This window comes from Mesocryomonas lacus (genome assembly GCF_055730105.2).
Genome location: NZ_JBUZWF020000006.1, coordinates 157,441 through 179,511, shown reverse-complemented (window position 1 = coordinate 179,511; position 22,071 = coordinate 157,441). Strand labels below are relative to the sequence as shown.

14 protein-coding genes are annotated in these 22,071 nt (G+C 67.7%); 10 read left to right on the top strand and 4 right to left on the bottom strand.

Going from position 1 to position 22,071, the window contains the following annotated elements; genetic code table 11:
* Window positions 1–33: 33 nt before the first annotated feature.
* The 8 genes from ACZLZQ_RS19875 to ACZLZQ_RS19840 all read left to right on the top strand — a co-directional run bounded on the left by ACZLZQ_RS19875 (window position 34) and on the right by ACZLZQ_RS19840 (window position 10,808).
* Window positions 34–999 (top strand): glycine--tRNA ligase subunit alpha, encoded by a 966-nt coding sequence (locus ACZLZQ_RS19875; RefSeq protein ID WP_472950852.1) that lies wholly within the window; start codon window positions 34–36, stop codon window positions 997–999.
* A 132-nt stretch (window positions 1,000–1,131) separates the two neighbouring features.
* Window positions 1,132–2,028 (top strand): KPN_02809 family neutral zinc metallopeptidase, encoded by an 897-nt coding sequence (gene ypfJ, locus ACZLZQ_RS19870; protein WP_472950851.1) that lies wholly within the window; start codon window positions 1,132–1,134, stop codon window positions 2,026–2,028.
* A gap of 275 nt (window positions 2,029–2,303) precedes the next feature.
* Window positions 2,304–2,738 (top strand): endonuclease domain-containing protein, encoded by a 435-nt coding sequence (locus ACZLZQ_RS19865; protein WP_472950850.1) that lies wholly within the window; start codon window positions 2,304–2,306, stop codon window positions 2,736–2,738.
* Between the two features lie 45 nt (window positions 2,739–2,783).
* On the top strand, window positions 2,784–5,072 hold the full coding sequence (glyS, locus tag ACZLZQ_RS19860; RefSeq protein ID WP_472950849.1) for a glycine--tRNA ligase subunit beta: 2,289 nt from the start codon (window positions 2,784–2,786) through the stop codon (window positions 5,070–5,072).
* Window positions 5,073–5,417: 345 nt separating this feature from the next.
* The gene (locus ACZLZQ_RS19855) at window positions 5,418–6,914 is read left to right on the top strand and encodes a glycoside hydrolase family 25 protein (RefSeq protein WP_472950848.1); all 1,497 of its coding nucleotides are present in this window, start codon (window positions 5,418–5,420) and stop codon (window positions 6,912–6,914) included.
* A 701-nt stretch (window positions 6,915–7,615) separates the two neighbouring features.
* Window positions 7,616–8,581: an L-threonylcarbamoyladenylate synthase gene (locus tag ACZLZQ_RS19850; protein WP_472950847.1), complete on the top strand. Its 966-nt coding sequence runs from the start codon at window positions 7,616–7,618 to the stop codon at window positions 8,579–8,581.
* A 46-nt stretch (window positions 8,582–8,627) separates the two neighbouring features.
* Entirely contained in the window at window positions 8,628–10,049 is a 1,422-nt protein-coding gene (locus tag ACZLZQ_RS19845; protein ID WP_472950846.1) for an FAD-binding oxidoreductase, read from the top strand.
* Window positions 10,050–10,226: 177 nt separating this feature from the next.
* Window positions 10,227–10,808 carry a DUF6101 family protein gene (locus ACZLZQ_RS19840; RefSeq protein WP_472950845.1) on the top strand — a complete coding sequence of 194 codons (582 nt, stop codon included), beginning with the start codon at window positions 10,227–10,229 and terminating at the stop codon, window positions 10,806–10,808.
* A gap of 89 nt (window positions 10,809–10,897) precedes the next feature.
* Here ACZLZQ_RS19840 and ubiA read toward each other — a convergent pair whose 3' ends face one another.
* Window positions 10,898–11,896, bottom strand: a complete 999-nt coding sequence (gene ubiA, locus ACZLZQ_RS19835; RefSeq protein ID WP_472950844.1) for a 4-hydroxybenzoate octaprenyltransferase — start codon at window positions 11,894–11,896, stop codon at window positions 10,898–10,900.
* 127 nt (window positions 11,897–12,023) lie between these two features.
* On the opposite strand from ubiA, the gene purD reads away from it, so the two are divergent.
* Entirely contained in the window at window positions 12,024–13,304 is a 1,281-nt protein-coding gene (gene purD / locus ACZLZQ_RS19830) for a phosphoribosylamine--glycine ligase (RefSeq protein WP_472950843.1), read from the top strand.
* Between the two features lie 238 nt (window positions 13,305–13,542).
* On the top strand, window positions 13,543–16,026 hold the full coding sequence (locus ACZLZQ_RS19825) for an acyl-CoA dehydrogenase (protein ID WP_472950842.1): 2,484 nt from the start codon (window positions 13,543–13,545) through the stop codon (window positions 16,024–16,026).
* 670 nt (window positions 16,027–16,696) lie between these two features.
* Here ACZLZQ_RS19825 and ACZLZQ_RS19820 read toward each other — a convergent pair.
* The 3 genes from ACZLZQ_RS19820 to ACZLZQ_RS19810 all read right to left on the bottom strand — a co-directional run bounded on the left by ACZLZQ_RS19820 (window position 16,697) and on the right by ACZLZQ_RS19810 (window position 22,069).
* Window positions 16,697–17,539: a fumarylacetoacetate hydrolase family protein gene (locus ACZLZQ_RS19820; protein ID WP_472950841.1), complete on the bottom strand. Its 843-nt coding sequence runs from the start codon at window positions 17,537–17,539 to the stop codon at window positions 16,697–16,699.
* A 230-nt stretch (window positions 17,540–17,769) separates the two neighbouring features.
* Window positions 17,770–18,753 carry an alpha/beta hydrolase family protein gene (locus tag ACZLZQ_RS19815; RefSeq protein WP_472950922.1) on the bottom strand — a complete coding sequence of 328 codons (984 nt, stop codon included), beginning with the start codon at window positions 18,751–18,753 and terminating at the stop codon, window positions 17,770–17,772.
* Between the two features lie 184 nt (window positions 18,754–18,937).
* Window positions 18,938–22,069 (bottom strand): efflux RND transporter permease subunit, encoded by a 3,132-nt coding sequence (locus tag ACZLZQ_RS19810; protein WP_472950840.1) that lies wholly within the window; start codon window positions 22,067–22,069, stop codon window positions 18,938–18,940.
* Window positions 22,070–22,071 lie beyond the last annotated feature (2 nt).

Genomic DNA, 22,071 nt, shown 5'->3' with positions numbered 1-22,071 from the left:
GCGGACGCGGGGGCCAGACAGCGAGAGCCCGCCATGACCGACCTGCCGCTGCACATGCGCCCTGAGCGCTCCTTCCAGGCGCTGATCCTGACGCTGCACCGCTACTGGGCGGATTATGGCTGCGTGATCCTGCAGCCCTACGACATGGAGGTCGGCGCCGGCACCTTCCATCCCGGCACCACGCTGCGCGCGCTCGGGCCAAAACCGTGGAACGCGGCCTATGCCCAGCCCTCTCGCCGGCCGAAGGACGGCCGCTACGGCGAGAACCCCAACCGGCTGCAGCACTACTACCAGTACCAGGTCATCCTGAAGCCGAACCCGCCCAACCTTCAGGAGCTCTATCTCGGCTCGCTGAAGGCGATCGGCATCGACACCGCGCTGCACGACATCCGCTTCGTCGAGGACGATTGGGAGAGCCCGACGCTCGGCGCCTGGGGCCTCGGCTGGGAGTGCTGGTGCGACGGCATGGAAGTCTCGCAGTTCACCTATTTCCAGCAGATCTGCGGCATTGAATGCGCGCCGGTGGCGGGCGAACTCACCTACGGCCTCGAGCGGCTCGCGATGTACGTCCAGAACGTCGATTCCATCTATGACCTCAACTTCAATGGCCGCGAAGGCGACGAGAAGGTCACCTATGGCGACATTTTCCTGCAGGCCGAGCAGGAATATTCCCGCTATAATTTCGAGCACGCCGATACCGCCGTCCTGCTGCGCCACTTCAACGAGGCCGAAGCCGAGTGCCAGGCGCTGCTGAAGGCCGGCGCCCCCGGCGAGGCCGACGCCGAACGACGCCACCGCATGGCCCAGCCGGCCTATGACCAGGCGATCAAGGCGAGCCACGTCTTCAACCTCCTCGACGCCCGCGGCGTGATCTCCGTCACCGAACGCCAGAGCTACATTTTTCGCGTCCGCACGCTGGCCAAGGCCTGCGGGGAGGCCTTCCTTGCGACCGAAGGCGGCGGGCTCGGCTATGTCGCGCCGGCGATCGAGGCGGCCTGAGGCCGAACATCGAGCCCCGACTTGGCTAATCGCTTGTCATCTGCGACGGCGATCACGCAAAATGTGACCGGCATGGCACTAAACCGCGGGCGGAACGTTGCCGTGCGGGACGTCAGTCAGGAGTGAGCATCCATGCGTTGGACAGGTCGGCGGCAGAGCGACAACATTGAGGATCGCCGCGGCGATGGCGGCGGCGGTTTCGGTGGCGGCGGCATGCGTGTGCCGATGCGCGCCGGGCGGGGTGGCGGCATCGGGATCGTCGGGCTGATCATCATCGCCGGCGTCCTGTGGTTCGGCTTCGGCGTCAACCCGATGTTCCTGTTCGGCATGGATGGCGGCCAGCAGCAGACGCAGTCGCAGACCGCCAACGGACCGAGCGTCAACGGCACCTCCGACACCACCGACGATTTCGTCGCGACGGTGCTTGCCGACACAGAGGACGTCTGGACGAAGCGTTTCGCCGATGCCGGCCAGCAGTATCCAAAGCCGACGCTCGTCCTCTTCAACAATTCGGTCGCCTCCGCCTGCGGCAGTGCGAGTTCGGCCAGCGGTCCGTTCTACTGCCCGAACGACCAGAAGCTCTACCTCGACCTCGGCTTCTTCCGGCAACTTCAAGGCCAGCTGAACTCGCCCGGCGATTTCGCGCAGGCCTATGTCATCGCGCATGAGGTCGGCCATCACGTCCAGAACATCACCGGCATCCTCCCCGCCTTCGACCGCGCCCGGCAGAACGCCAGCCAGACCGACGCCAACGCCATGTCGGTGCGCATCGAGCTTCAGGCCGACTGCTATGCCGGCATCTGGGCACACGACACGCAAGGCGCCGGCTACATCGAGCCCGGCGACATCGACGAGGCCCTGAACGCCGCCCAGCAGATCGGCGATGATACGCTGCAGAAGGAAAGCCAGGGCTACGTCGTGCCCGACAGCTTCAACCACGGCACCTCGGCCCAGCGCCAGACCTGGTTCAAGCGCGGCTACGAGCAGGGCAACATCGCCGCCTGCGATACGTCGAAGGGCGACATCTAGGGCATGAGGCGGACGGGACAGGGCGGCCGGCGGCGCTTTCCGCCTGCGCTGTTGGGGTGCTCACCGCGCCCGCTGCCGGGGCTTACACCGCTTCCGCTGACGGTGCTCACACCCCCCTCTGGCCTGCCGGCCATCTCCCCCTCAAGGGGGGAGATCAGGCACTCGGCCGCCGGCGACAAGCCGATCTCGCCCCTTGAGGGGGAGATGCCGGCAGGCAGAGGGGGGTGTGCCACCCGCAACCATTCGACATACGCCGCACAGCCCCGCCCTACCCCATGGCGCTGACCCGCCTTGAGCTGAAAGCCCAGCGCGACCGCCGGGCCGTGCAAGCGACCTCCAACCCCCTCGAACAATCCCTTTGGCCGTCTCTTCAGGCCATCCCCGGCGAAGGCCGCCACTTCCGCCGCCAGGTCCGCATCGGCCCCTATCTCTGCGATTTCGTCTCGCACCCCCTCGGCCTCATCGTGGAGCTCGACGGCGACCAGCACCGCACCCCGCGCCAACTCGCCAAGGACGCGGCCCGCGACGTCTGGCTCGACGCCAAGGGATACCGCGTGCTGCGCTTCGCCAATGCCACCGTGCGCACTGATGCCGCCGCCGTTCTTGACACCATCCGCGCCGTGGTCGAAGAGCGGCAGGGCTTGCCGCGCCGCGACGAGCCTGCCCTGGCGCCGCCGCCGGGCAAGCGCCGCCCGCGACCGAAACGATAAGGCCGACCGCCGGCCGAAACCCCTCTTCGGAGGGTGGAGAGACCGATGCCCGACCTGTTGATCGAATTGCGCTCCGAGGAAATCCCCGCCCGCATGCAGCGCAAGGCCGCGGGCGATTTGCGCAAGCTCGTCACCGATGGCCTCGTCGCCGCCGGCCTCACCTATGAGGGCGCGCGCGAGTACTGGACGCCGCGCCGGCTGACGCTCGACATCCGCGGCGTCGACGCCCGTTCCAAGGACACCGTCGAGGACCGCAAGGGCCCGCGCACCGACGCACCGGCCAAGGCGATCGAGGGTTTTCTGAAGGGCGCCGGCCTGTCGTCGATCGAGGAGGCGCACGTCCACAGCGACCCGAAGAAGGGCGATTTCTATGTCGCCCATCTCCGCAAGCCTGGCCGGCCGACCGAAGAAATCGTCGCCGAACTGATGCCGGCCATCATCCGCGAGTTTCCGTGGCCAAAGTCGATGCGCTGGGGCAAGGCTTCGGCAGCGCCCGGGAGCCTGCGCTGGGTCCGCCCGCTGCAGTCGATCCTCTGCATGTTCGGCCCGGAAACCTCGGAGCCCGAGGTCGTCGACTTCGAGGTTTCCGGCATCCGCTCGGGCAACTTGACCTACGGCCATCGCTTCCACGCCCCGGACGCGATCCGGGTGCGCCGCTTCGACGACTACGTAACAAGCTTGGAGAAGGCCTACGTCGTCCTCGACGCCGAGCGCCGCCAGCAGATCATCAAGACCGACGCCGAGAACCTCGCCTTCGCCATCGGCCTCGAAGTCGTGCCGGATGAGGCGCTGCTGGAAGAAGTCTCCGGCCTCGTCGAATGGCCGGTGACGCTGATGGGCACGTTCGAGGAAGCCTTCCTCGCCATCCCGCCGGAGGTCGTGCGCCTCACCATCAAGACCAACCAGAAATGCTTCGTCACCCGCCCGGTCGGCGGCGAGGGCCTGTCGAACAAGTTCATCCTCGTCGCCAACATCGAAGCCTCCGATGGCGGCGCCGAGATCGCCCGCGGCAACGGCAAGGTGGTGCGCGCCCGCCTGTCGGATGCGCTCTACTTCTGGCAGACCGACCAGGGCGCCCTCCCCGACCAGGCGGGCCTTGCCGCCTCCGCCGAAAAGCTCGGCCTCGACCTGTCGAAGCCGCTCGACCAGCGCATGGCGAAACTCGACGCCCTCGGCGTCACCTTCCACGCCAAGCTCGGCACCCAAGGCGCCCGCGTCCAGCGCATCGCGGCCTTGGCCGAACAGATCGCCCCGATGGTCGGCGCCGACCCGGCGCTGGCGATGCGCGCCGCGCTGCTGGCGAAAGCCGACCTCACCAGCGAGGCCGTCGGCGAGTTCCCGGAACTGCAGGGGCTGATGGGCCGCTACTACGCCGGCCTCCAGGGCGAGCACCCGTCGGTGCAAGCGGCCATTGAGGAACACTACAAGCCGCAAGGCCCGTCCGACGCCGTCCCAACCGATCCGGTGGCGATCGCCGTGGCGCTCGCCGACAAGCTGGACACGCTCACCGGGTTCTGGGCGATCGACGAGAAGCCGACGGGGTCGAAGGACCCCTATGCCCTCAGGCGCGCAGCGCTCGGCTTAATCCGGATCGTGCTCGACCGCTCGCTTGACCTGCGTCTTGCCGACATCGTCGATGACGCCGACCTCCTCTCCTTCTTCCACGACCGCCTCAAGGTTCAGCTCCGCGATCAGGGCGCGCGGCATGATCTCGTCGACGCCGTGCTGTCTGGTGTCCTCGACGCCGACGCTTCGATCTCCCCCCAAGAGGGGGAGATGCCTGGCAAGGCAGAGGGGAGCGCGCGCGACACGACGCCCGCCGATGGTGCGTCCTCGAACGCTGGCGGCAGCGTGCCCCCCTCTGGCCTGCCGGCCATCTCCCCCTCCAGGGGGGAGATCGGCAGTTCGTCGGGCGACAACCTCCTCGACATCGCCCGCCGTGTCGAAGCGCTCGGCGCCTTCCTCGCCACCGAGGACGGCAAGAACCTCCTCGGCGGGACCCGCCGCGCCGCCAACATCCTCGCCGCCGAGGAGAAGAAGGGCACGCGCATCGCCGACAGCGTTGCCCCCGCCCTCCTGGCCGAGCCCGAGGAACAGGCGCTTGCCACCGCGATCGCCACGGTGGATGCCGACGTCTCCGCGGCCGTCGCCCGTGAGGACTATGCGAGCGCCATGACGGCGCTGGCAGGCCTCCGCGGCCCGGTCGACGGCTTCTTCGAGAAGGTGCTGGTCAATGCCGACGACGCGGCGGTGCGCGCCAACCGGCTTGCCCTCCTCGCCCGCATCCGCCTCGCCACCCGCAAGGTCGCCGACTTCGCCCGCATCGCCGGCTGAAGGCCGACAGGACGCATCACCCTTCCTGCAGAACGGCAGCCCCGAATTGTGTCGGAGGCTGCCGTTTTCGCATTCGGGATCAGCCGCTTGCGGCCCTTTTCTAGGGTTGGGACCCCGCCTTGTGCGGCGGCGACAGTTTCGCGCAAGGTGGCGCTAAGGCAACGGGAACAATCCCTTAACTATGACACGCCACCAAATTATCACGCTATGTTTCATCCGGTAATCTGATATTACTCAGCGTGCCCGGAACAGGCCCGATTGGTCAGGCACACAAGTCCCTGTAGCCGCTGGGGAAGGTCCCCAAAACCGCTTGGGGGCGGGGTGGCTGCGAAGGGGAATTTCTGGATGCAGAACTTGCGCGCCGCTTTCGTGGCAGCCATGACGCTCGTCGCCGTGTTTACGGACACCGCCGGCGCCGCCTGGAACAAGCCTTGGAAGGCGGAGGATCGCGCGCTCGTCGTCGATGCCTACGAGTTCAACCCGATCGACTGGAAGGAACTGGCGGAGGACAAGCGCATCGCCGGTTTCATCAACAAGGCCTCCGACGGCATGCCGCCGGAATGGAACTGCAGCGGCAAGACGGGCGACGACGAACTGCTCTGCAAGAACCGCTGGTGGAAGTACTCTGTCACCAAGGAACTCTATATGACGCGGCGGACCATGGCGAAGACGCTGGGTCTGAAATGGGGCGCCTACCACCTCGCCCGTCCCGGCAATCCGCGCGCCCAGGCCGACCACTTCATCGATTTCGCCGAGCCGGAGGCCGACGACCTCATCGCCATCGACATCGAGGACAACACCAACGAGTGGATGAGCCTTGCCGATGCCGAGATCTTCGCCGACCAGGTGAAGATCCGCACCGGCCGCTACCCCGTCCTCTACACCAATGGCTCCACCGCCAAGTGGATCTCCGACTACCGCGAGACCTATCCGCTGCTGTCGCGCCTGCCGCTCTGGTACGCCCGCTACCGCGACGACATCACCGGGCTCTTCCCCGAGACGACCTGGCCGAGCTACGCGCTCTGGCAGTTCTCCTCGATGCACAACTGCTCGCCTAAGCAGTGCCCCTACCGCGTCAAGGGCGCCAAGCACGACATCGACGTCAACGTCTCCGCCTACGACGTCGCCGGCCTGCGCGCCGCCTGGCCGTTCAAGGACCTGATCAAGCCGCTCGACGCGCCGGCCGCCCCGAGCCTCGTCGCCAGCTTGAAGGGCCTGACGAGCAAGGCAGGATCGGTCTTCGCCGCGCTGTCGGCGGACCTCGTCCGGTTCGCCGAGAACCGCCGGCCCGCCGAGACCCCGGTGGTGGTCGCCCGGACTGCCGCCCCGCCAGCCGAGACCGCCGCGCCCGACCGGGATTCGACGTTCCTCGCCGCCTACGGTCCGGCCGAGCATCCGGCCCCGCATATCGATCCGCTGCAGCTGATCACCGCGACCGCCGAGGCCGAGAAGGCCGCTGCCCGCAAGGTCGACGCCGCCGCTCTGAAGCCGGCGCCGAAGATCCTGCATGCCGGCGGTCCGATCCAGATCGCCGCGCTCGGCCCGCTGGACGGACTGACCAGCGGCGCCCGCGAAGTGTTCGGCCCCGACCTGCCGCCAGCCATGGCCGGCGCGCGCGATCCGCTCGATGCCGCCGAAAAGGCCCGCCTGCGCCGCTGGCTGCAGATCTCCGCCAACGGCTTCCGCCGCGCCGCCGAAGCCGAAAAGGCCGCCTACATGGCCGACAGGGTCAAGGACGATACGAACGCCAGCACCCGCGGCCCGCGGCTCCCCGCCGTCGGCAGCCAGGGCATCATCGCCGCGGCCGAAAGGGTCGCGAATGCCTTCGTCGCCACGCGTTAGTTTATTGCGGCCTGAGAGGCGGTAGCATTTGTTGGCCTGAAGGGGGCGCCTTGTGCACGGGGACTGCCCGTTGGCTTGAATAAGCTGGACGCTCACGCCAACGCTTCGTCATCCCGGACTTGATCTCTGCGAAACCAATGGTTTCGCTGGGATCCATTCCAAATCTTTGAACGAGCGATCGTACGGTCGACCTTCCGGTGTTCTGTCACGGACTGCGGCATCCACCGCAGAGGAATGGATCCCAGCGAAACCATTAGTTTCGCAGAGATCAAGTCCGGGATGACGAAACTGGGACGTTTCCATTCGTCACAGAACACTCAGCGCGCAACGCACATCGCTAGCGCTCCTCAAGCTGGCCCGCACCCTTTGCCAAGTCCCCCACCACCGCTGACTTCCCACGCTGCCGTCGTGCGACCGCCGTGCGGCAAAAGAATTCGCCGAACTCCCCCAGAAATTTAGATATTTTTTACTTTCCCCGGAACCCTTCCCGACCGCCACGCTTATTCCAGCAACGCCACACGAACACTTGGCACCCCCCGACCCCGATCCGGCCCCCCTTCCCGATCGATGTCGCCAAGCCCGGGCGTTTTCAGACCATCCGGTCCCCCCGCCGGATCTGACAGTGAAAAGAGCAGCCGCCCTCCCCCTCGGGCCGCTGCTCTTTTTTGCTTTTGCCGTGGTTTGCCGGCAGAAGACCCGGTATGACCCGGCGAATATCCTCCCGCTCCGATGACAGTGTTGCGCTGGCCGCAGAAGTTCTGCGGGCCGGCGGCCTCGTGGCGATTCCGACGGAGACCGTCTACGGCCTCGGCGCCGACGCGACCAACGGCACGGGCGTTGCCGGCATCTTCGCGGCAAAGGGCCGGCCCCGCTTCAATCCGCTGATTGCCCATGTGTCCGACATGGCGATGGCCGAGGCGACGGCCATGTTCGATCCGCTCGCTCGGCAGCTGGCGGAGGCCTTCTGGCCGGGGCCCCTGACCATTGTCCTTCCCTTGCGCGACAGTGCCGGCATCCATCCGCTCGTCGGCGGCGGCCTGTCCACCATCGCGCTGCGGATGCCCCACGGCATCGCCCGCTCGATCATCGCCGCGCTCGGAGGGCCGGTCGCCGCGCCCAGCGCCAACCGCTCCGGCCGCGTCAGCCCGACCACTGCCGACCATGTGGAGGCGAGCCTTGGCGAGCGCGTCGATCTGATCATTGATGGCGGTCCGTCGGCCGTCGGGCTGGAATCCACCATCGTCAAGCCGATGGGCGATCGCATCGCGCTCCTGCGCGCCGGCGGCATTCCCGCCGCCGAGATCGCCGCCCGCATCGGCTTGCCGGTGTTCAGGCCGGGCCCGGATGCCGGCATCGAGGCGCCCGGCCAGCTCGCCTCGCACTACGCGCCCGAGGGCCGCGTCCGGCTGGAGGCGCGCTTTGTCCTGCCCGGCGAATGGCTGATCGCTTTCGGTCCGACACGCCTTCCCGGCGAGGAGCAAGCAGCGGGCATCGTCAACCTCAGCCCGTCCGGCGATCTCCGCGAGGCCGCCGCCAACCTGTTTGCTGCCCTCAGCGCGCTCGATCGGCCGGACATTGCCAGCATCGCCGTCGCGCCGATCCCCACCGAGGGCCTTGGCGAAGCCATCAACGACCGGCTCTCGCGCGCCGCCGCACCCCGCGGGTAAGGCGCATCCGCTCGACGCGGCTCCGCGGCGTGGCTATCGTCCGCGCATGGATCATCCCCCGCTTTCCGCCGATTCGCTCGCCCGCTTCACCGCGCTCGTTGGCGAGGCCAATGCGCTGCGCTCGCCCGACCTGATCGCCCCGTTCCTGCACGAACCGCGCGACCTCTTCCACGGCCAGACGCAGCTGGTGCTGCGTCCCGGCTCCACCGCCGAGGTCGCCGCTATCATGGCGCTCGCCACCGAAACCCGCACGCCGATCGTGCCGCAAGGCGGCAATACCGGGCTCGTCGGCGGCCAGTCGCCACGCTCGTCGGCCGAGGTGGTGCTGTCGCTGTCGCGCCTCAACCGCATCCGCGCGATCGACCCCGTCGGCCGCACGCTGACGGTCGAGGCCGGCGTCGTGCTCGCGACGGCACAAGCGGCGGCCGATGAGGCAGGCCTCCTCTTCCCGCTGTCGCTGGGGTCGGAGGGCTCGTGCCAGATCGGCGGAAACCTTTCCTCCAATGCCGGCGGCACGGGCGTCATCGCCTATGGCAACGCCCGCGAGCTCTGCCTCGGCCTCGAGGCGGTGCTGCCGTCGGGGGAGATTATGCACGGCCTGCGCCGGCTGAAGAAGGACAACCGCGGCTATGACTGGAAGGACCTTCTGATCGGCGCCGAGGGCACGCTCGCGGTGATCACCGCCGCCGTCCTGAAGCTTCACCCCAAGCCTGCCGGGCGCGAGGTCGCCTATGTCGGCCTTACCTCGCCGGAGGCCGCCCTGCAGCTTTTGACGCTGACGCAGGACCGGGCCGGCGCGCAGCTGACCGCCTTCGAGCTGATGGGCCGCCGCGGCATGGAGTTCACCTTGCGCCACACGCAAGGCGCCCGCGACCCGCTGGCATCGGCGCATCCTTGGTACGTGCTGGTCGAGATCTCCTCCTCGCGCTCGGCCGAGGATGCCCGCGACACGATGGAGGAAATTCTCGGCACGGCGCTCGAGGACGGCACCATCGACGACGCCGCGATCGCCCAGTCGCTTTCCGACGCCAAGGCGTTCTGGACCATGCGCGAGGAGATGAGCTGGGCGCAGAAGCCGGAAGGCGGCTCGATCAAGCACGACGTCTCTGTGCCCATCGCCCGCGTGCCGGAGTTCCTCGCCACCGCCGATGCCGCCGTCCTTGCGGCGATCCCAGGCGCGCGCATTGTCGCTTTTGGCCATCTGGGCGACGGCAACATCCACTACAACGTCTCGCAGCCCGTCGGCGCCGACAAGGCGGCCTTCCTCGCGCGCTGGACCGAGCTCAACCAGATCGTCCACGGCATCGTCGCCAGCCTCGACGGCAGCTTCTCGGCCGAGCACGGTATCGGACAGTTAAAACGAGATGAACTTGCCCGTACCAAGGATGCTGTGGAAATGAAGCTGATGCGCGATCTAAAACGGACGTTCGATCCTTTCCATTTGCTGAATCCGGGAAAAGTCGTTTAAAATTCTATTCAGTTTTTCGACTCAGTAACCCTGTGGATAGTCAGGATCACTTAACTGACTTTCTTAGGCTGACCTCAAGATGCCGGCTGTAGCTTCAAGTCATCAAAGGCCGGGAGACATCGGTCATACCGGGAGACCGAGCGATCGGCTCTCAGGCGAGGCATAGAGGCGTCCAAGATGAACATGGCTTCCACTTCAGCATCCCTGAAACCCGAATGGGCGAATGTTCCGATCCGGCTCGATCCTGCTGCGGCCGACCGCAAGCAGAGCTTCGAAATGCTCGATAATGGCGAGCGCGTCAGCTACCGCGTCGACCACCGCGGCGCGGTGATCAGCCGCAAGCTGGAGATGTCGGGCGTGCCGATGTCGATTGCGCTGCCGGCCCGTGCCTTCAAGGGCATCGCCGCCCGTGCGATGGAGGACGGCGCCGGCGAGGTGACCGTCACCCTCGAGCTCTACCACGAGGACCCGAAGTTCTCCGTGCCGCTGCTGGTCGCCAGCGACCTGTTCGACGTCGCCGCCGATTGGCGCGGCTGGGCAGAGCTGTTCAACCTGCCGATGCTGATGGTGGAGTCGGACGGCAGCGTCCGGCCGCTGGAGGAGACGCTCGGCGCCATCCGGGCTTCGGCCGCCGCCCCGCGCCGCCGCTCGGCGAGCCCGCACCGCAACCGGCGCCCGCGCTTCCTCGCCCGGCGCAAGCCCGGCGGCCTGGGGATGCGGATGGTCATCTCCGGCGAAGAGATCATCGCCCGGACCTGATACCAGTAGCTGTTCAGCGATCAAAGAAGGCCGGCGCATCCCTGGATGCGCCGGCCTTTCTGCGTGAAACCTTCTGCGTCGATGCGGCCTCAGCCGGGAAACGCCAGCGCCCAGAGCGCCGAGGCGATCAGCCCGGCGAAGACGATCCAGCCGAACGACGTGTTCGACTTGAACAGCACCAGGCACTGGTCGGGATCGTCGATGTTGAGCGTGCGGATCTGCCAGAACATCTGCCCCGCGCCGATGGCAAGGGCGGCAAAGGCCGGCCAGGTCGGCCCGACATCCGGCCCGGTCAGCCAGTAGGCCGCGGCAAAGCAGACGAGCGTGCCGCCATAGAGCCAGGCCAGCGCCCGCTTTGTGTGCCGGCCGAACAGCCGCGCCGTCGAACGCACGCCGACCAGCGCGTCGTCTTCCTTGTCCTGGTGCGCGTAGATCGTGTCATAGCCGATGGTCCACAGCACGCTGCCGGCAAAGAGCAGCAGTGGCGCTGCCCCGAGCGAGCCCCAATAGGCGGCCCAGCCCATCAGCGCGCCCCAGGAGAAGGCGAGGCCGAGGCCGAGCTGCGGCCAGTCGGTCACCCGCTTCAGGAACGGATAGACCGCGACGACGCCGAGCGAGGCGATGCCGAGGCAGATGGCGAAGAAATTGAACTGCAGCAGCACGGCAAGGCCGACCAGCGCCTGCACGACGACGAAGATCTTGGCCTGCCCGCTCGTGACGCGGCCCGATGGCAGCGGCCGCGAGCGGGTGCGCGCGACCTTGGCGTCGATCTTCTGGTCGACGAGGTCGTTGTAGCTGCAGCCGGCGCCGCGCATGGCGATGGCGCCGATGAGAAACAGCGCGAGGTGCCAGAGGCTCGGCAGGCCGGTAGTCACCGCCCCCGCGGCCATCGCCTGCGGGGCGAGCGCGGCCGACCACCAGCACGGCCAGAGCAGCAGCTGCCAGCCGATCGGCCTGTCCCAGCGCGCGAGCTGCGCATAGGGCCAGGCACCTTGCGGCAGCAGGCGGTAGACGAAATTGTCGGACGGCGCGTCGGCAACCCGGTGCTCGGGCGGGGCGGACGCAACGGGATCTCTGAGATTCGACATGGCCGGAGAGTGCGCCGAAAGCCTCTTTCGTCAAGATGTTTCCCGTTGGTAGCGCCTTTGCGACCTTGACCTTGCGCCTTCCTCGCCCGTAATCGGCCTTTCGGCGATGAAAGACGGGCCCCGTTCCATGACCAATCTCCTCCTGATCGGCTCCGGCGGACGCGAACACGCGCTGGCGTGGAAACTCGCGCAATCGCCCGAGATTGGCGCCTTCTACGCTGCGCCCGGCAATCCCGGCATCGCCACCCATGCGGAAATCGTCCCGCTCGACATCACCGACCACGCCGCCGTCACCGCCTTCTGCCGCGATAAGGGCGTTGATCTCGTCGTCGTCGGCCCCGAGGCGCCGCTCGTCGCCGGCATCGCCGATGCCCTGACGGCCGCCGGCATCCTGGTCTTCGGCCCGACCGCGGCCGCCGCCCAGCTGGAGGGCTCGAAAGGCTTCACCAAGGACCTCTGCACCCGCATGTCGATCCCGACCGCGGCCTACCAGCGGTTCGCCGATGCCGAGAGCGCCAAAGCCTATGTCCGCGCGAGCGGCGCGCCGATCGTCGTCAAGGCGGACGGGCTCGCCGCCGGCAAGGGCGTCACCGTCGCCGAGACCATTGAGGCCGCCCTCGCCGCGGTGGAGGACTGCTTCGCCGGCGCCCCGGAGGGTGCCGAGGTGGTGGTCGAGGAGTGCATGACCGGCGAGGAGGCAAGCCTCTTCTGCCTCGCCGACGGAACGCGCGCCGTCTTGTTCGGCACCGCGCAGGACCACAAGCGCGCCTTCGACGGCGATCAAGGCCCCAACACCGGCGGCATGGGTGCCTACTCGCCGGCTCCGGTGATGACGCCTGCCCTGATCGAGCAGGTGATGGCCGAGATCATTCGCCCGACGCTGAGGGGCCTCAGCGAAGCCGGCACGCCGTTCTCCGGCGTGCTCTATGCCGGGCTGATGCTCACCGGCACCGGGCCGAAACTTATCGAGTACAATGCCCGCTTCGGCGATCCCGAATGCCAGGTGCTGATGATGCGGCTCGAGGGCGACCTCCTGCCGATCCTGATGCAGGCGGCGCGGGGCGATCTCTCCGGTTGCACGCCGGTCTGGCGCGACGATCCGGCGCTCTGCGTCGTCGTCGCCGCACAGGGCTATCCCGGCGCCTATGCCAAGGGCAGCGAGATCCGCGCGCTGCCCGAGGACGACGACCGCGCCATCGTCTTCCATGCCGGCACCCGGCGCGACGGCGACCGGATGCTGGCCGAGGGCGGCCGCGTCCTCGGCGTCACCGCCTCGGCTCCGAGCGTCGGCGAGGCGGCCGTGAAGGCCTATGCCGCGGTCGCCGAGATCGACTGGCCGGAGGGTTTCTGGCGCACCGACATCGGCCACCACGCCATCGCCCGCGAAGAAGCCTCGGCGGAAGGCTGAAGCACGGCACGGTCAAGCAACCGAGCGATCGAGGGCTGCTGGGCCGTCGAAAGTAAGCGGCCCCGGGGCGACTGGAAACGGTGGATATGGCGTCAACGTACCGGACGCTGCTGCCGCGGCCGGGTGTCGCGCTTGCGCCGAGAAGAACTGTCGGCGAAGTTGCAGACATATCCAATACGCGACTTTCCCGTCCGCTGCGTTAAGTTCCCCGTCAAGGAACACTTCGAGGGAGGATGCCATGTCGTTTCGCAGGGACAGGATCACCAAGCCGATCTTCCGCTGGGCCAAGGGCGTGCTGCCGGCGATCTCGGCGACCGAGCGGGAGGCGATCGCCGCCGGCACGGTCTGGTGGGACGGCGAGCTGTTCACCGGCAGCCCCGACTGGCAGAAGCTCATCGACATGCCGCCCTCGCGCCTCTCCCCCGAGGAGCAGGCCTTCATCGACGGCCCGGTCAACCAGCTCTGCGCGATGATCGACGAGTGGAAGCTGGTCTGGGAAGACCGCGACCTGCCGAAGGAAGTCTGGGACTTCCTGCGCCAGGAGAAATTCTTCGGGATGATCATCCCCAAGGAGTATGGCGGCCTCGGCTTCTCGCACACCGCCCATTCCGAGGTGGTCCGCAAGGTCTCGTCGGCGAGCGTCGTCGCCGGCGTCACGGTGATGGTGCCGAACTCGCTCGGACCCGGCGAGCTGATGCTCCACTTCGGCACGGACGCGCAGCGCGATTACTGGCTGCCGCGCCTCGCCGACGGCCGCGAGATTCCGTGTTTCGGCCTGACCTCGGCGGAGGCCGGCTCGGACGCTGCCTCCATGACCGACCACGGCATCGTCTGCCACGGCGAGCACGAGGGGCGAGAGGTCCTTGGCATCCGGCTCAACTTCGCCAAGCGCTACATTACCCTCGGCCCGGTCGCGACGGTCATGGGCCTCGCCTTCAAGCTGTCGGATCCGGACAACCTCCTCGGCCGGGGCGAGTCGCTCGGCATCACCGTCGCGCTGATCCCGACCGACACCGCGGGCGTCACCACCGGCGATCGCCACATCCCGCAGTTCACCTTCTTCCAGAACGGCCCGCTGACGGGCGAGGACGTGTTCATCCCGATGAATGCGGTGATCGGCGGCGAAGCGCAGATCGGTCAGGGCTGGACCATGCTGATGACGGCACTCGCCGCCGGCCGCTCAGTCTCGCTGCCCTCGCAGGCCGCCGCGGCGGCCGCCTACTGCGCCCGCGTCACCGGCGCCTATGCCCGCATCCGCCATCAGTTCAACCTGCCGATCGGCCAGTTCGAGGGCATCCAGGAGCCGCTGGCGGACCTTGCCGCCAACGCCTACCAGATCGACGCCGCGCGCCGGCTGACGGTCGCCGCCCTCGACGAGGGGCACAGGCCCTCCGTGGTCTCGGCCATCATGAAGGCGCACGCCACCTACCGCGCCCGCGAATCCGTCGAGCGCGCGATGGACGTGCATGGCGGCAAGGCGATCATGGACGGGCCGGGCAACTATCTCGGCGCCCAGTACAAGTCGCTGCCGATCGGCATCACCGTCGAGGGCGCCAACATCCTCACCCGCAGCCTGATGATCTTCGGCCAGGGTGCCATCCGCGCGCATCCTTACCTGCTCAAGGAAATGCTGGCGCTGGCCGACACCGACAAGGCGGCCGGGCTCCAAAGCTTCGACACGCATTTCTGGGCGCACGCCCGCCACGCGGTCACCAACACCTTCCGCTCGCTGCTGCATGGCTGGACCGGCGGGCTGGCAGCACATGCGCCGGTCGGCGTCGCCTTCACCAGCCACTGGCGCCAGCTGTCGCGCTACGCCTCGGCCTTCTCAATGCTCTCCGACCTCGCGCTGCTGACGCTCGGCGGCAGCCTGAAGCGGCGGGAGCTCCTGTCCGCCCGGCTCGGCGACATCCTGTCCGAGATGTACCTGCTCGGCGCCGCGCTGAAGCGCTTCGAGAGCGAGGGCCGACCGGAGGCCGACCGGCCGCTGGTCGAATACGTCATGCAGAAGGGTTTCTTCCGGATCGGGGTCGCCTTCAACGGCGTGCTCGACAACCTGCCCGCCCGCTGGGCCGCGGTGCTGACGCGCGTCGTCGCCTTCCCCTTCGCCATCCCGCTGCCGATGCCCTCGGACGAGCTGGTGACCGAGGTCGCGCAAATCCTGATGCGCCCCTCCACCCAGCGCGACCGGCTGACGCCCGACCTCTATCTCGGCGAGGGGCGGACCGACCATCCCGTTGCCGCGCTCGAGGCGGCCTTCGAGCTGGTCGCCGAGGCGGCCCCGATCGACCGCAAGCTGCGCGACGCCGGCATCCGCGATCCCCAGAAGGCGCTGGACCAGGGCGTCATCACGGCCGCGGAATTCGACCAGTGGGCTGCGGCGCGCACCGCGGTCGCCGGGGTCGTCGCCGTCGACAGCTTTCCGATGGCCGATGTGTCGCCGATCGCCACCCAGCACGACCGCCCGTCGGCGGGAGCAGCCGCGCCTGCGGCCGCGCCGGACGACATTGCTCCGCCGCGTTCGTTCCCCGAGACGACCCAGCCTGCAGAGGCGGCACAGCTGAGCGATGCGACAGCGCTGGGCGCCACCAGCGGGACGGGTGATGTGCAAGAGGACGCCGTCGAGACGGTCGAGGTCGAGAACGACCTCGCGGCGTCCCCCGAGACCATCACGCCGGCCAAGCCACGCGTCCGTCGCACCCGCAAGCCCGCGGCCGAGTAATCGGCTGGGGGCAACAGGACAAGACCGTCACCGTCGGCTTAGCACTGCGTTACAATCAGCGCGGGAAAGTGGCGACAGGAGAGCGGCTGCAAAAATGCGGTCCCATCGTGGGATGCGCCGCTGACTTGCATGGGCAGCGAAAGCCGGTCGGCCTTGTCCCGACCGGTTTTCGCGCACCCAGCTACGCAATCTCCGGTCTAGACTATTTTCCTATATGGGATTTTATGTCAGATTTTGCGGACTGCGGAGGGGCGGACTGATCACCCGCCCCTCCTGCAGCCTCCGGGTCCGCCCTCCGTCGCGAAAGGGTGGACGCCCGCTGGTCGATGCCTGAGACAGCCCCCGCCGGGCACGGGACCCGCCGGGCAGATCGGGCCGAGGCAGCGAAGGACGGGCGGCGGCAAGGGCCTTGGCCGGGCCGGCGCTGCCGATGGAAGGCCTCGAGGGATTGGCATTCCCGAGAGGCAGCGGCCCAGGCGCCAGCGCCCTGGGTCAGGACGTGCAGGGGCGGATGGTCAACGTCTGCCGGAAAACCCGCGGTGCGCCGGACATGCCCGCCACCTTGCGCAACACCAACCCCGGCGCTCCGCCGTTTCCATATCACCCTCCCGGCCGCCCGCGGCGCGGGAGCGCTCCAGGCTGTCAGCGGCATTCTGGGAAGAGGAGCGGCTCAGCTGGAGACGCAGACATAATCCTGCACCCCGAGCCCCGTCGCCCCAAGCCGCATCCGGTCTCCGACCGCCAGGAACCGCGGCGGGTCGTAGGACAGGCCGACACCGCCGGGCGTCCCCGTCAGGATCACGTCGCCCGGCTCCAGGCGGGTGAAGCGCGACAGGTAGGAGACGAGATAGGGCACCTTGAAGATCATGTCGGCCGTCGAGCCTTGCTGCTGGCGAACGCCGTTGACCTCGAGCCAGAGCGTCAGGTCGCCGTAGTCCTGCAGCTCATCTGGCGTCACCAGCCAGGGGCCGAGCGGCGCAAAGGTGTCGTGCGACTTGCCCTTGGTCCACTGCCCGCCCCGCTGCAGCTGCAGGCTGCGCTCGGTCACGTCGTTCGCCAGAGTGAACCCCGCGACATGCTGCATGGCGTCCTCGACGCGGATGTATTTCGCGGTCCGGCCTATCACCACGGCAAGCTCGACGCCCCAGTCCGTGCGGTTCGACATGCGGGGAATCTCGATGGGATCGTTCGGTCCGCTGATCGCCGAGGTCGCCTTCATGAACACCGTCGGCTCGGGGCTCGACTTGAAGCCGGCCAGCGACGCGCTCGCCTCGAAGTTCGGCCCGACGCCGATGATCTTGCCGATCCGCGACAACGGCGCGCACAGGCGCGCCCCGGCGGGTGCGAGCGGCAATGACGCCTCATCGATCAAGGCAAGCGCCCGGAGGGCGTCTGGATCGAGCGACGCACCGGAGAGCGAGCGCACGTGCTGGGAGAGGTCGCGAACCTCGTCCTCGCGGTCGATCAGGCCCGGACGCTCCGACCCGCGAGCGCCAAAGCGCACCAGACGCATTCTGAAATCCTCCACATTTTCAAAGGCGAAATGGCCGAGCCCGATCATGGTTCCCGCCACTGGAAGCTTCGCGCCGAGGGCTTGCGAGCCTAGCGCGCCGCCAGTGCGGCAACAACCTTGGATTGCATACGCTGAATAAACAGGATGCGTAGTCAGAACAGAATCAGGCGCAACCGCCCGGCGCAAGAGCGGGCGGATGAAAATGCCGGCGGACGCCCGCGCCGTCACCGTCAGGGTGGAAGCAGCGCCGCCGCGCCTTCCTTGTCAGAGCGGGTTGGGCTCGGCGCGCTCTGCCCGGAACCGCCATCCCCAGCGCTTACACCGCCCCCTGCGGACGGCCATGGATTGATGCCGTCGCTCAGCCAGCGCAGCGTCTCCTGCCAAAAACCGTCGCGGTGCCGCGCATGGAACAGGCCAAAATGACCGATAGCGGGAAAGCCGAGATCTTCGGGCGCGAGGACGACCGCGGTCCGATCCGCCCCCGTATAGTAGGCGAGCGCCCGATCGATCGCCGGCTTTGGCGCCAGCGGATCGTCGCTGAGCCCGACGGCAAGGATCGGCGCCCGGACGGCCGCAAAGTGGGAGAGAATTGCCGCCCGCTCCCGCCGGTGATAGCTCTCCTCCATCCGGCGCCGTCGAGAACTCCATTCCAGCGCGACGCCGGCCGGAAGGTCTTCCAGCCAGCCGAGCCGCTTTCCTGGGAAATAGCCGAGCATCAGCGTTAGCGCGGGCATCGCGACATGCCATTTGAGGAACAAGCGCCGCCGGTCCTCGGCACGGTAGTCGCGCCAGTAGGCATATTGAGCGCCGACCGTCAGCATCCGGTCGATGGCGAGCGCGTGCTGTGCGAAACCCGGCAGGAAGCCGCCGATCGAATGGCCGACCACCTGCAGCGGTTTCGGCAGGGACTGGTCGAGGACGAAGCGCAAGGCGGCATCGAAATCCTCTTCGCCCCAATCCCGCCAGCGGTGACCGCATCCCCGCAGCGACGCCGGCCGCGACGCGCCGATGCCGCGATAGTCGTAGGTCACGACATGGAAGCCCGCCTCGGCCAGGAAGGCGGCATAGCGGTGATAGTAGCGGGCGAGGACTCCGGTCGCCGGGTTGACGATCACCGTGCCGTGGGTCCCGCCGCAAGGCGCCGTCCAGAGATGGCCGCCGAGCCGTACGCCGTCGCGGCAGACGAGCTCGATGGCGGTCGGCAAGGCGGTCATGTCGAGGATCAAGCCCTCACCGGGGTTTCGGCAGCAGCCAAGACGCAGTCCCTTCAACGCAGGCGGGTCTGCCCGCGAAGGCAGCCCGGCTCAACCCTAACGCAGGGGCGACGCGTCGGGAACGGCCGAGCCGCTGGCGAACGGAGACACCCTCCCCTTTCACCAGACGGTGAGGCTCGTCCGGTCAAGGCGTGGCGGCGGGCCTTGCGTCGGCGGACGGCTTGCGGCGCCATCCCGTCAGCTTCATCACCGAGACGTAGAACAGCGGCACGAAGAAGATGCCGAGGAAGGTCGCGGCGAACATGCCGCCCATCACACCGATGCCGATGGCCCGCTGGCCGCCGGAGCCCGCGCCCGTCGCCAGCGCCAGCGGCGTGACGCCGAGGATGAAGGCGAAGGAGGTCATCAGGATCGGCCGCAGGCGTTGCCGCGATGCCTCGAGGGTCGCGGCGACCAGTTCCTTGCCCTGCGCCTCGAGATCCTTGGCGAACTCGACGATGAGGATGGCGTTCTTGGCCGCCAGACCGATCGTCGTCAGCAGGCCGACCTTGAAGTAGATGTCGTTCGCCTGGTCGGTCAGCGTTGCTGCGACGAGGGCGCCGAAGACGCCGATGGGCACCGCGAGGATGACCGAGAATGGCACTGACCAGCTCTCGTAGAGCGCGGCAAGGCAGAGGAAGACCACCAGCACCGAGATCGCGTAGAGGAGCGTCGCCTGCGAGCCGGACAGCCGCTCCTGGTAGGAGAGGCCCGTCCACTCCGAAGTGTAGCCGCTGCCGAGCGCGGCGACCTGTGCGTCCATCGTGTTCATCGCATCGCCGGAGCTGACGTCGGCGCCGGGCGAGCCCTGGATGTTGACGGCGGCAACGCCGTTATAGCGCTCCAGCCGCGGTGGCCCCTCGGTCCAGGCGGTCTGGGTGAAGGCCGAGAACGGCACCATCTCGCCGGTGCCGTTGCGCACATACCACCGGTCGATGTCGCTCGGCAGCATGCGGAAGGCGGCGTCCGCCTGGACGTAGACCGGCTTGATCCGGCCGCCATTGTCGAAGTCGTTGACATAGGTGCCGGCCCAGGCGGTCGAGAGCGTGTTGTTCAGGTCGGAGATCGCGATGCCGAGCGCCCCCGCGAGCTTCTGGTCGATGTTGACCTGGAACTCCGGCTGCTCGCTGGCGCCGTTGCGGCGAACGCCGGCGAGCGATGCGTCCTTGCCCGCGGCCGCCAGCAACTTGTCCTGCGCCTCGAGGAGAGCCGGCCGGCCATTGCCGCCGGAGTCCTTCAGATACATGCTAAAGCCCGAGGAGTTGCCGAGGCCCGGCAGCGCCGGCGGCGACAGGGCGATCACCTGCGCGTCGCGGATCCTCGAGAAGGCCCCCATCGCCCTTCCGGCGATGGCGCCGGCGCTCTGGCCGGCGCCCGTCCGGTCGTCGAAATCCTTCAGCTTGACGAAGGCCATGGCATTGTTCTGCCCGGTGCCGGAGAAGCCGAAGCCGATGGCCGCAAAGACGCCGGCGACGTTGTCCTTCTCCTGGTTGAGGTAGTAGTCCTCGACCTGCTTGACGACCTCGATCGTCCGTTCGGCGGTGGCGCCCACCGGCAGCTCGATCTGCGTCATCAGGACGCCCTGGTCCTCCTCCGGCAGGAAGGAGCTCGGCAGCGCCCCGAACAGCCAGACGACGCCGCCGCCGATCGCCAGGAACACGGCGAAGAAGATCAGCGGCCGGCGGATCATGCCGCCGACACTGCCCTCGTAGGCGCCGGTCATCCGCGCAAAGCCCGAGTTGAACTTGCGGAAGAACCAGTTCTTCGGCTTGTCGTGCGCGGGTTTGAGGATCGTCGCGCAGAGCGCGGGCGTCAGCACGATGGCGACCAGCACCGACAGGAGCATGGCGGTGACGATGGTGATAGAGAACTGCTGGTAGATGATGCCGACCGAGCCGCCGAAGAAGGCCATCGGCAGGAACACGGCCGACAGCACGAGGGCGATGCCGACGAGGGCGCCGGTAATCTCCTTCATCGACTTCTCCGTCGCCTCCCTTGGCGACAGGCCCTCTTCCGTCATCACCCGTTCGACGTTCTCGACCACCACGATGGCGTCGTCGACGAGGAGGCCGATCGCCAGCACCATGGCGAACATCGTCAGCGTGTTGATGGAGTAGCCGGCGATGGCGAGGACGCCGAAAGTGCCGAGCAGCACGACGGGCACCGCGATGGTCGGGATCAGCGTCGCCCGGAAATTCTGCAGGAAGACGAACATCACCACGAAGACCAGCACCACCGCCTCGAGCAGCGTGTGGATCACCTTCTCGATCGAGAGCTCGACGAAGGGCGTGGTGTCATAGGGGTAGACGACGCTGACGTCGGAAGGCAGCGCCCCTTCCAGCGTCGTCAGCGCGGCGCGCACGCCCTCGGCGGTGTTGATCGCATTGGCGCCGGTGGCAAGGTTCACGCCGAAGCCCGCCGCGGTCTGGCCGTTGTAGCGGCTGAACGAGGAATAGCTTTCCGCCCCGATCTCGACCCGCGCGACATCGCCGATGGTGACGACGGAGCCGCCGGTATCGGTCTTCAGGGTGATGGCGCGGAACTGGTCCGGCGTCTGCAGCTGGCTCTGCGACGTCACGGTGAAGTTCATCTGCGTGCCCGGCACGGCCGGCAGGTTGCCGAGCTGTCCGACGGAGACCTGGACGTTCTGCGCGGAGATGGCGGCGGTCACGTCCGAGGGCGTCAGTTGGAACTGCGCCAGCTTGTTCGGATCCAGCCAGATGCGCATGGCATAGCCTGAGCCGAAGATGTTGAGATTGCCGACGCCGACGACCCGCCGGATGGTATCCTCAAGGTCGGAGCTGATGAAGTCGGCGAGATCGGTCGAGGAATAGGACGGGTTCTGCGAGGTCAGCGCGGCGATCATCAGGATGCCGGAGCTCGACTTCGTCACCGTCACGCCTTGCTGCTGCACGGCGTCCGGCAGCTGCGATTCCACCAGCGACAGCTTGTTCTGGGTCTGCACCTGCGCGGTATCGGGATCGGTGCCGTTCTCGAAAGTGAGAGTGATCGACGCGGCGCCCGACGAGGCGCTGGTCGAGGAGATGTAGAGCAGGCCATCGAGCCCGGTCATGTTCTGCTCGATGATCTTCGTCACTGAGTTTTCGACCGTCTCGGCGCTGGCGCCGGGATAGGTGGCGCTGATGCTGACGGTGGGTGGCGCGATCTCTGGATACTGCGAGATCGACAGCTGGGTTAGGGCCAGAAGACCGCCCAGCATGATCGCGATGGCGATGACCCAGGCAAAGACCGGGCGGGTGATGAAGAAATGCGACATGC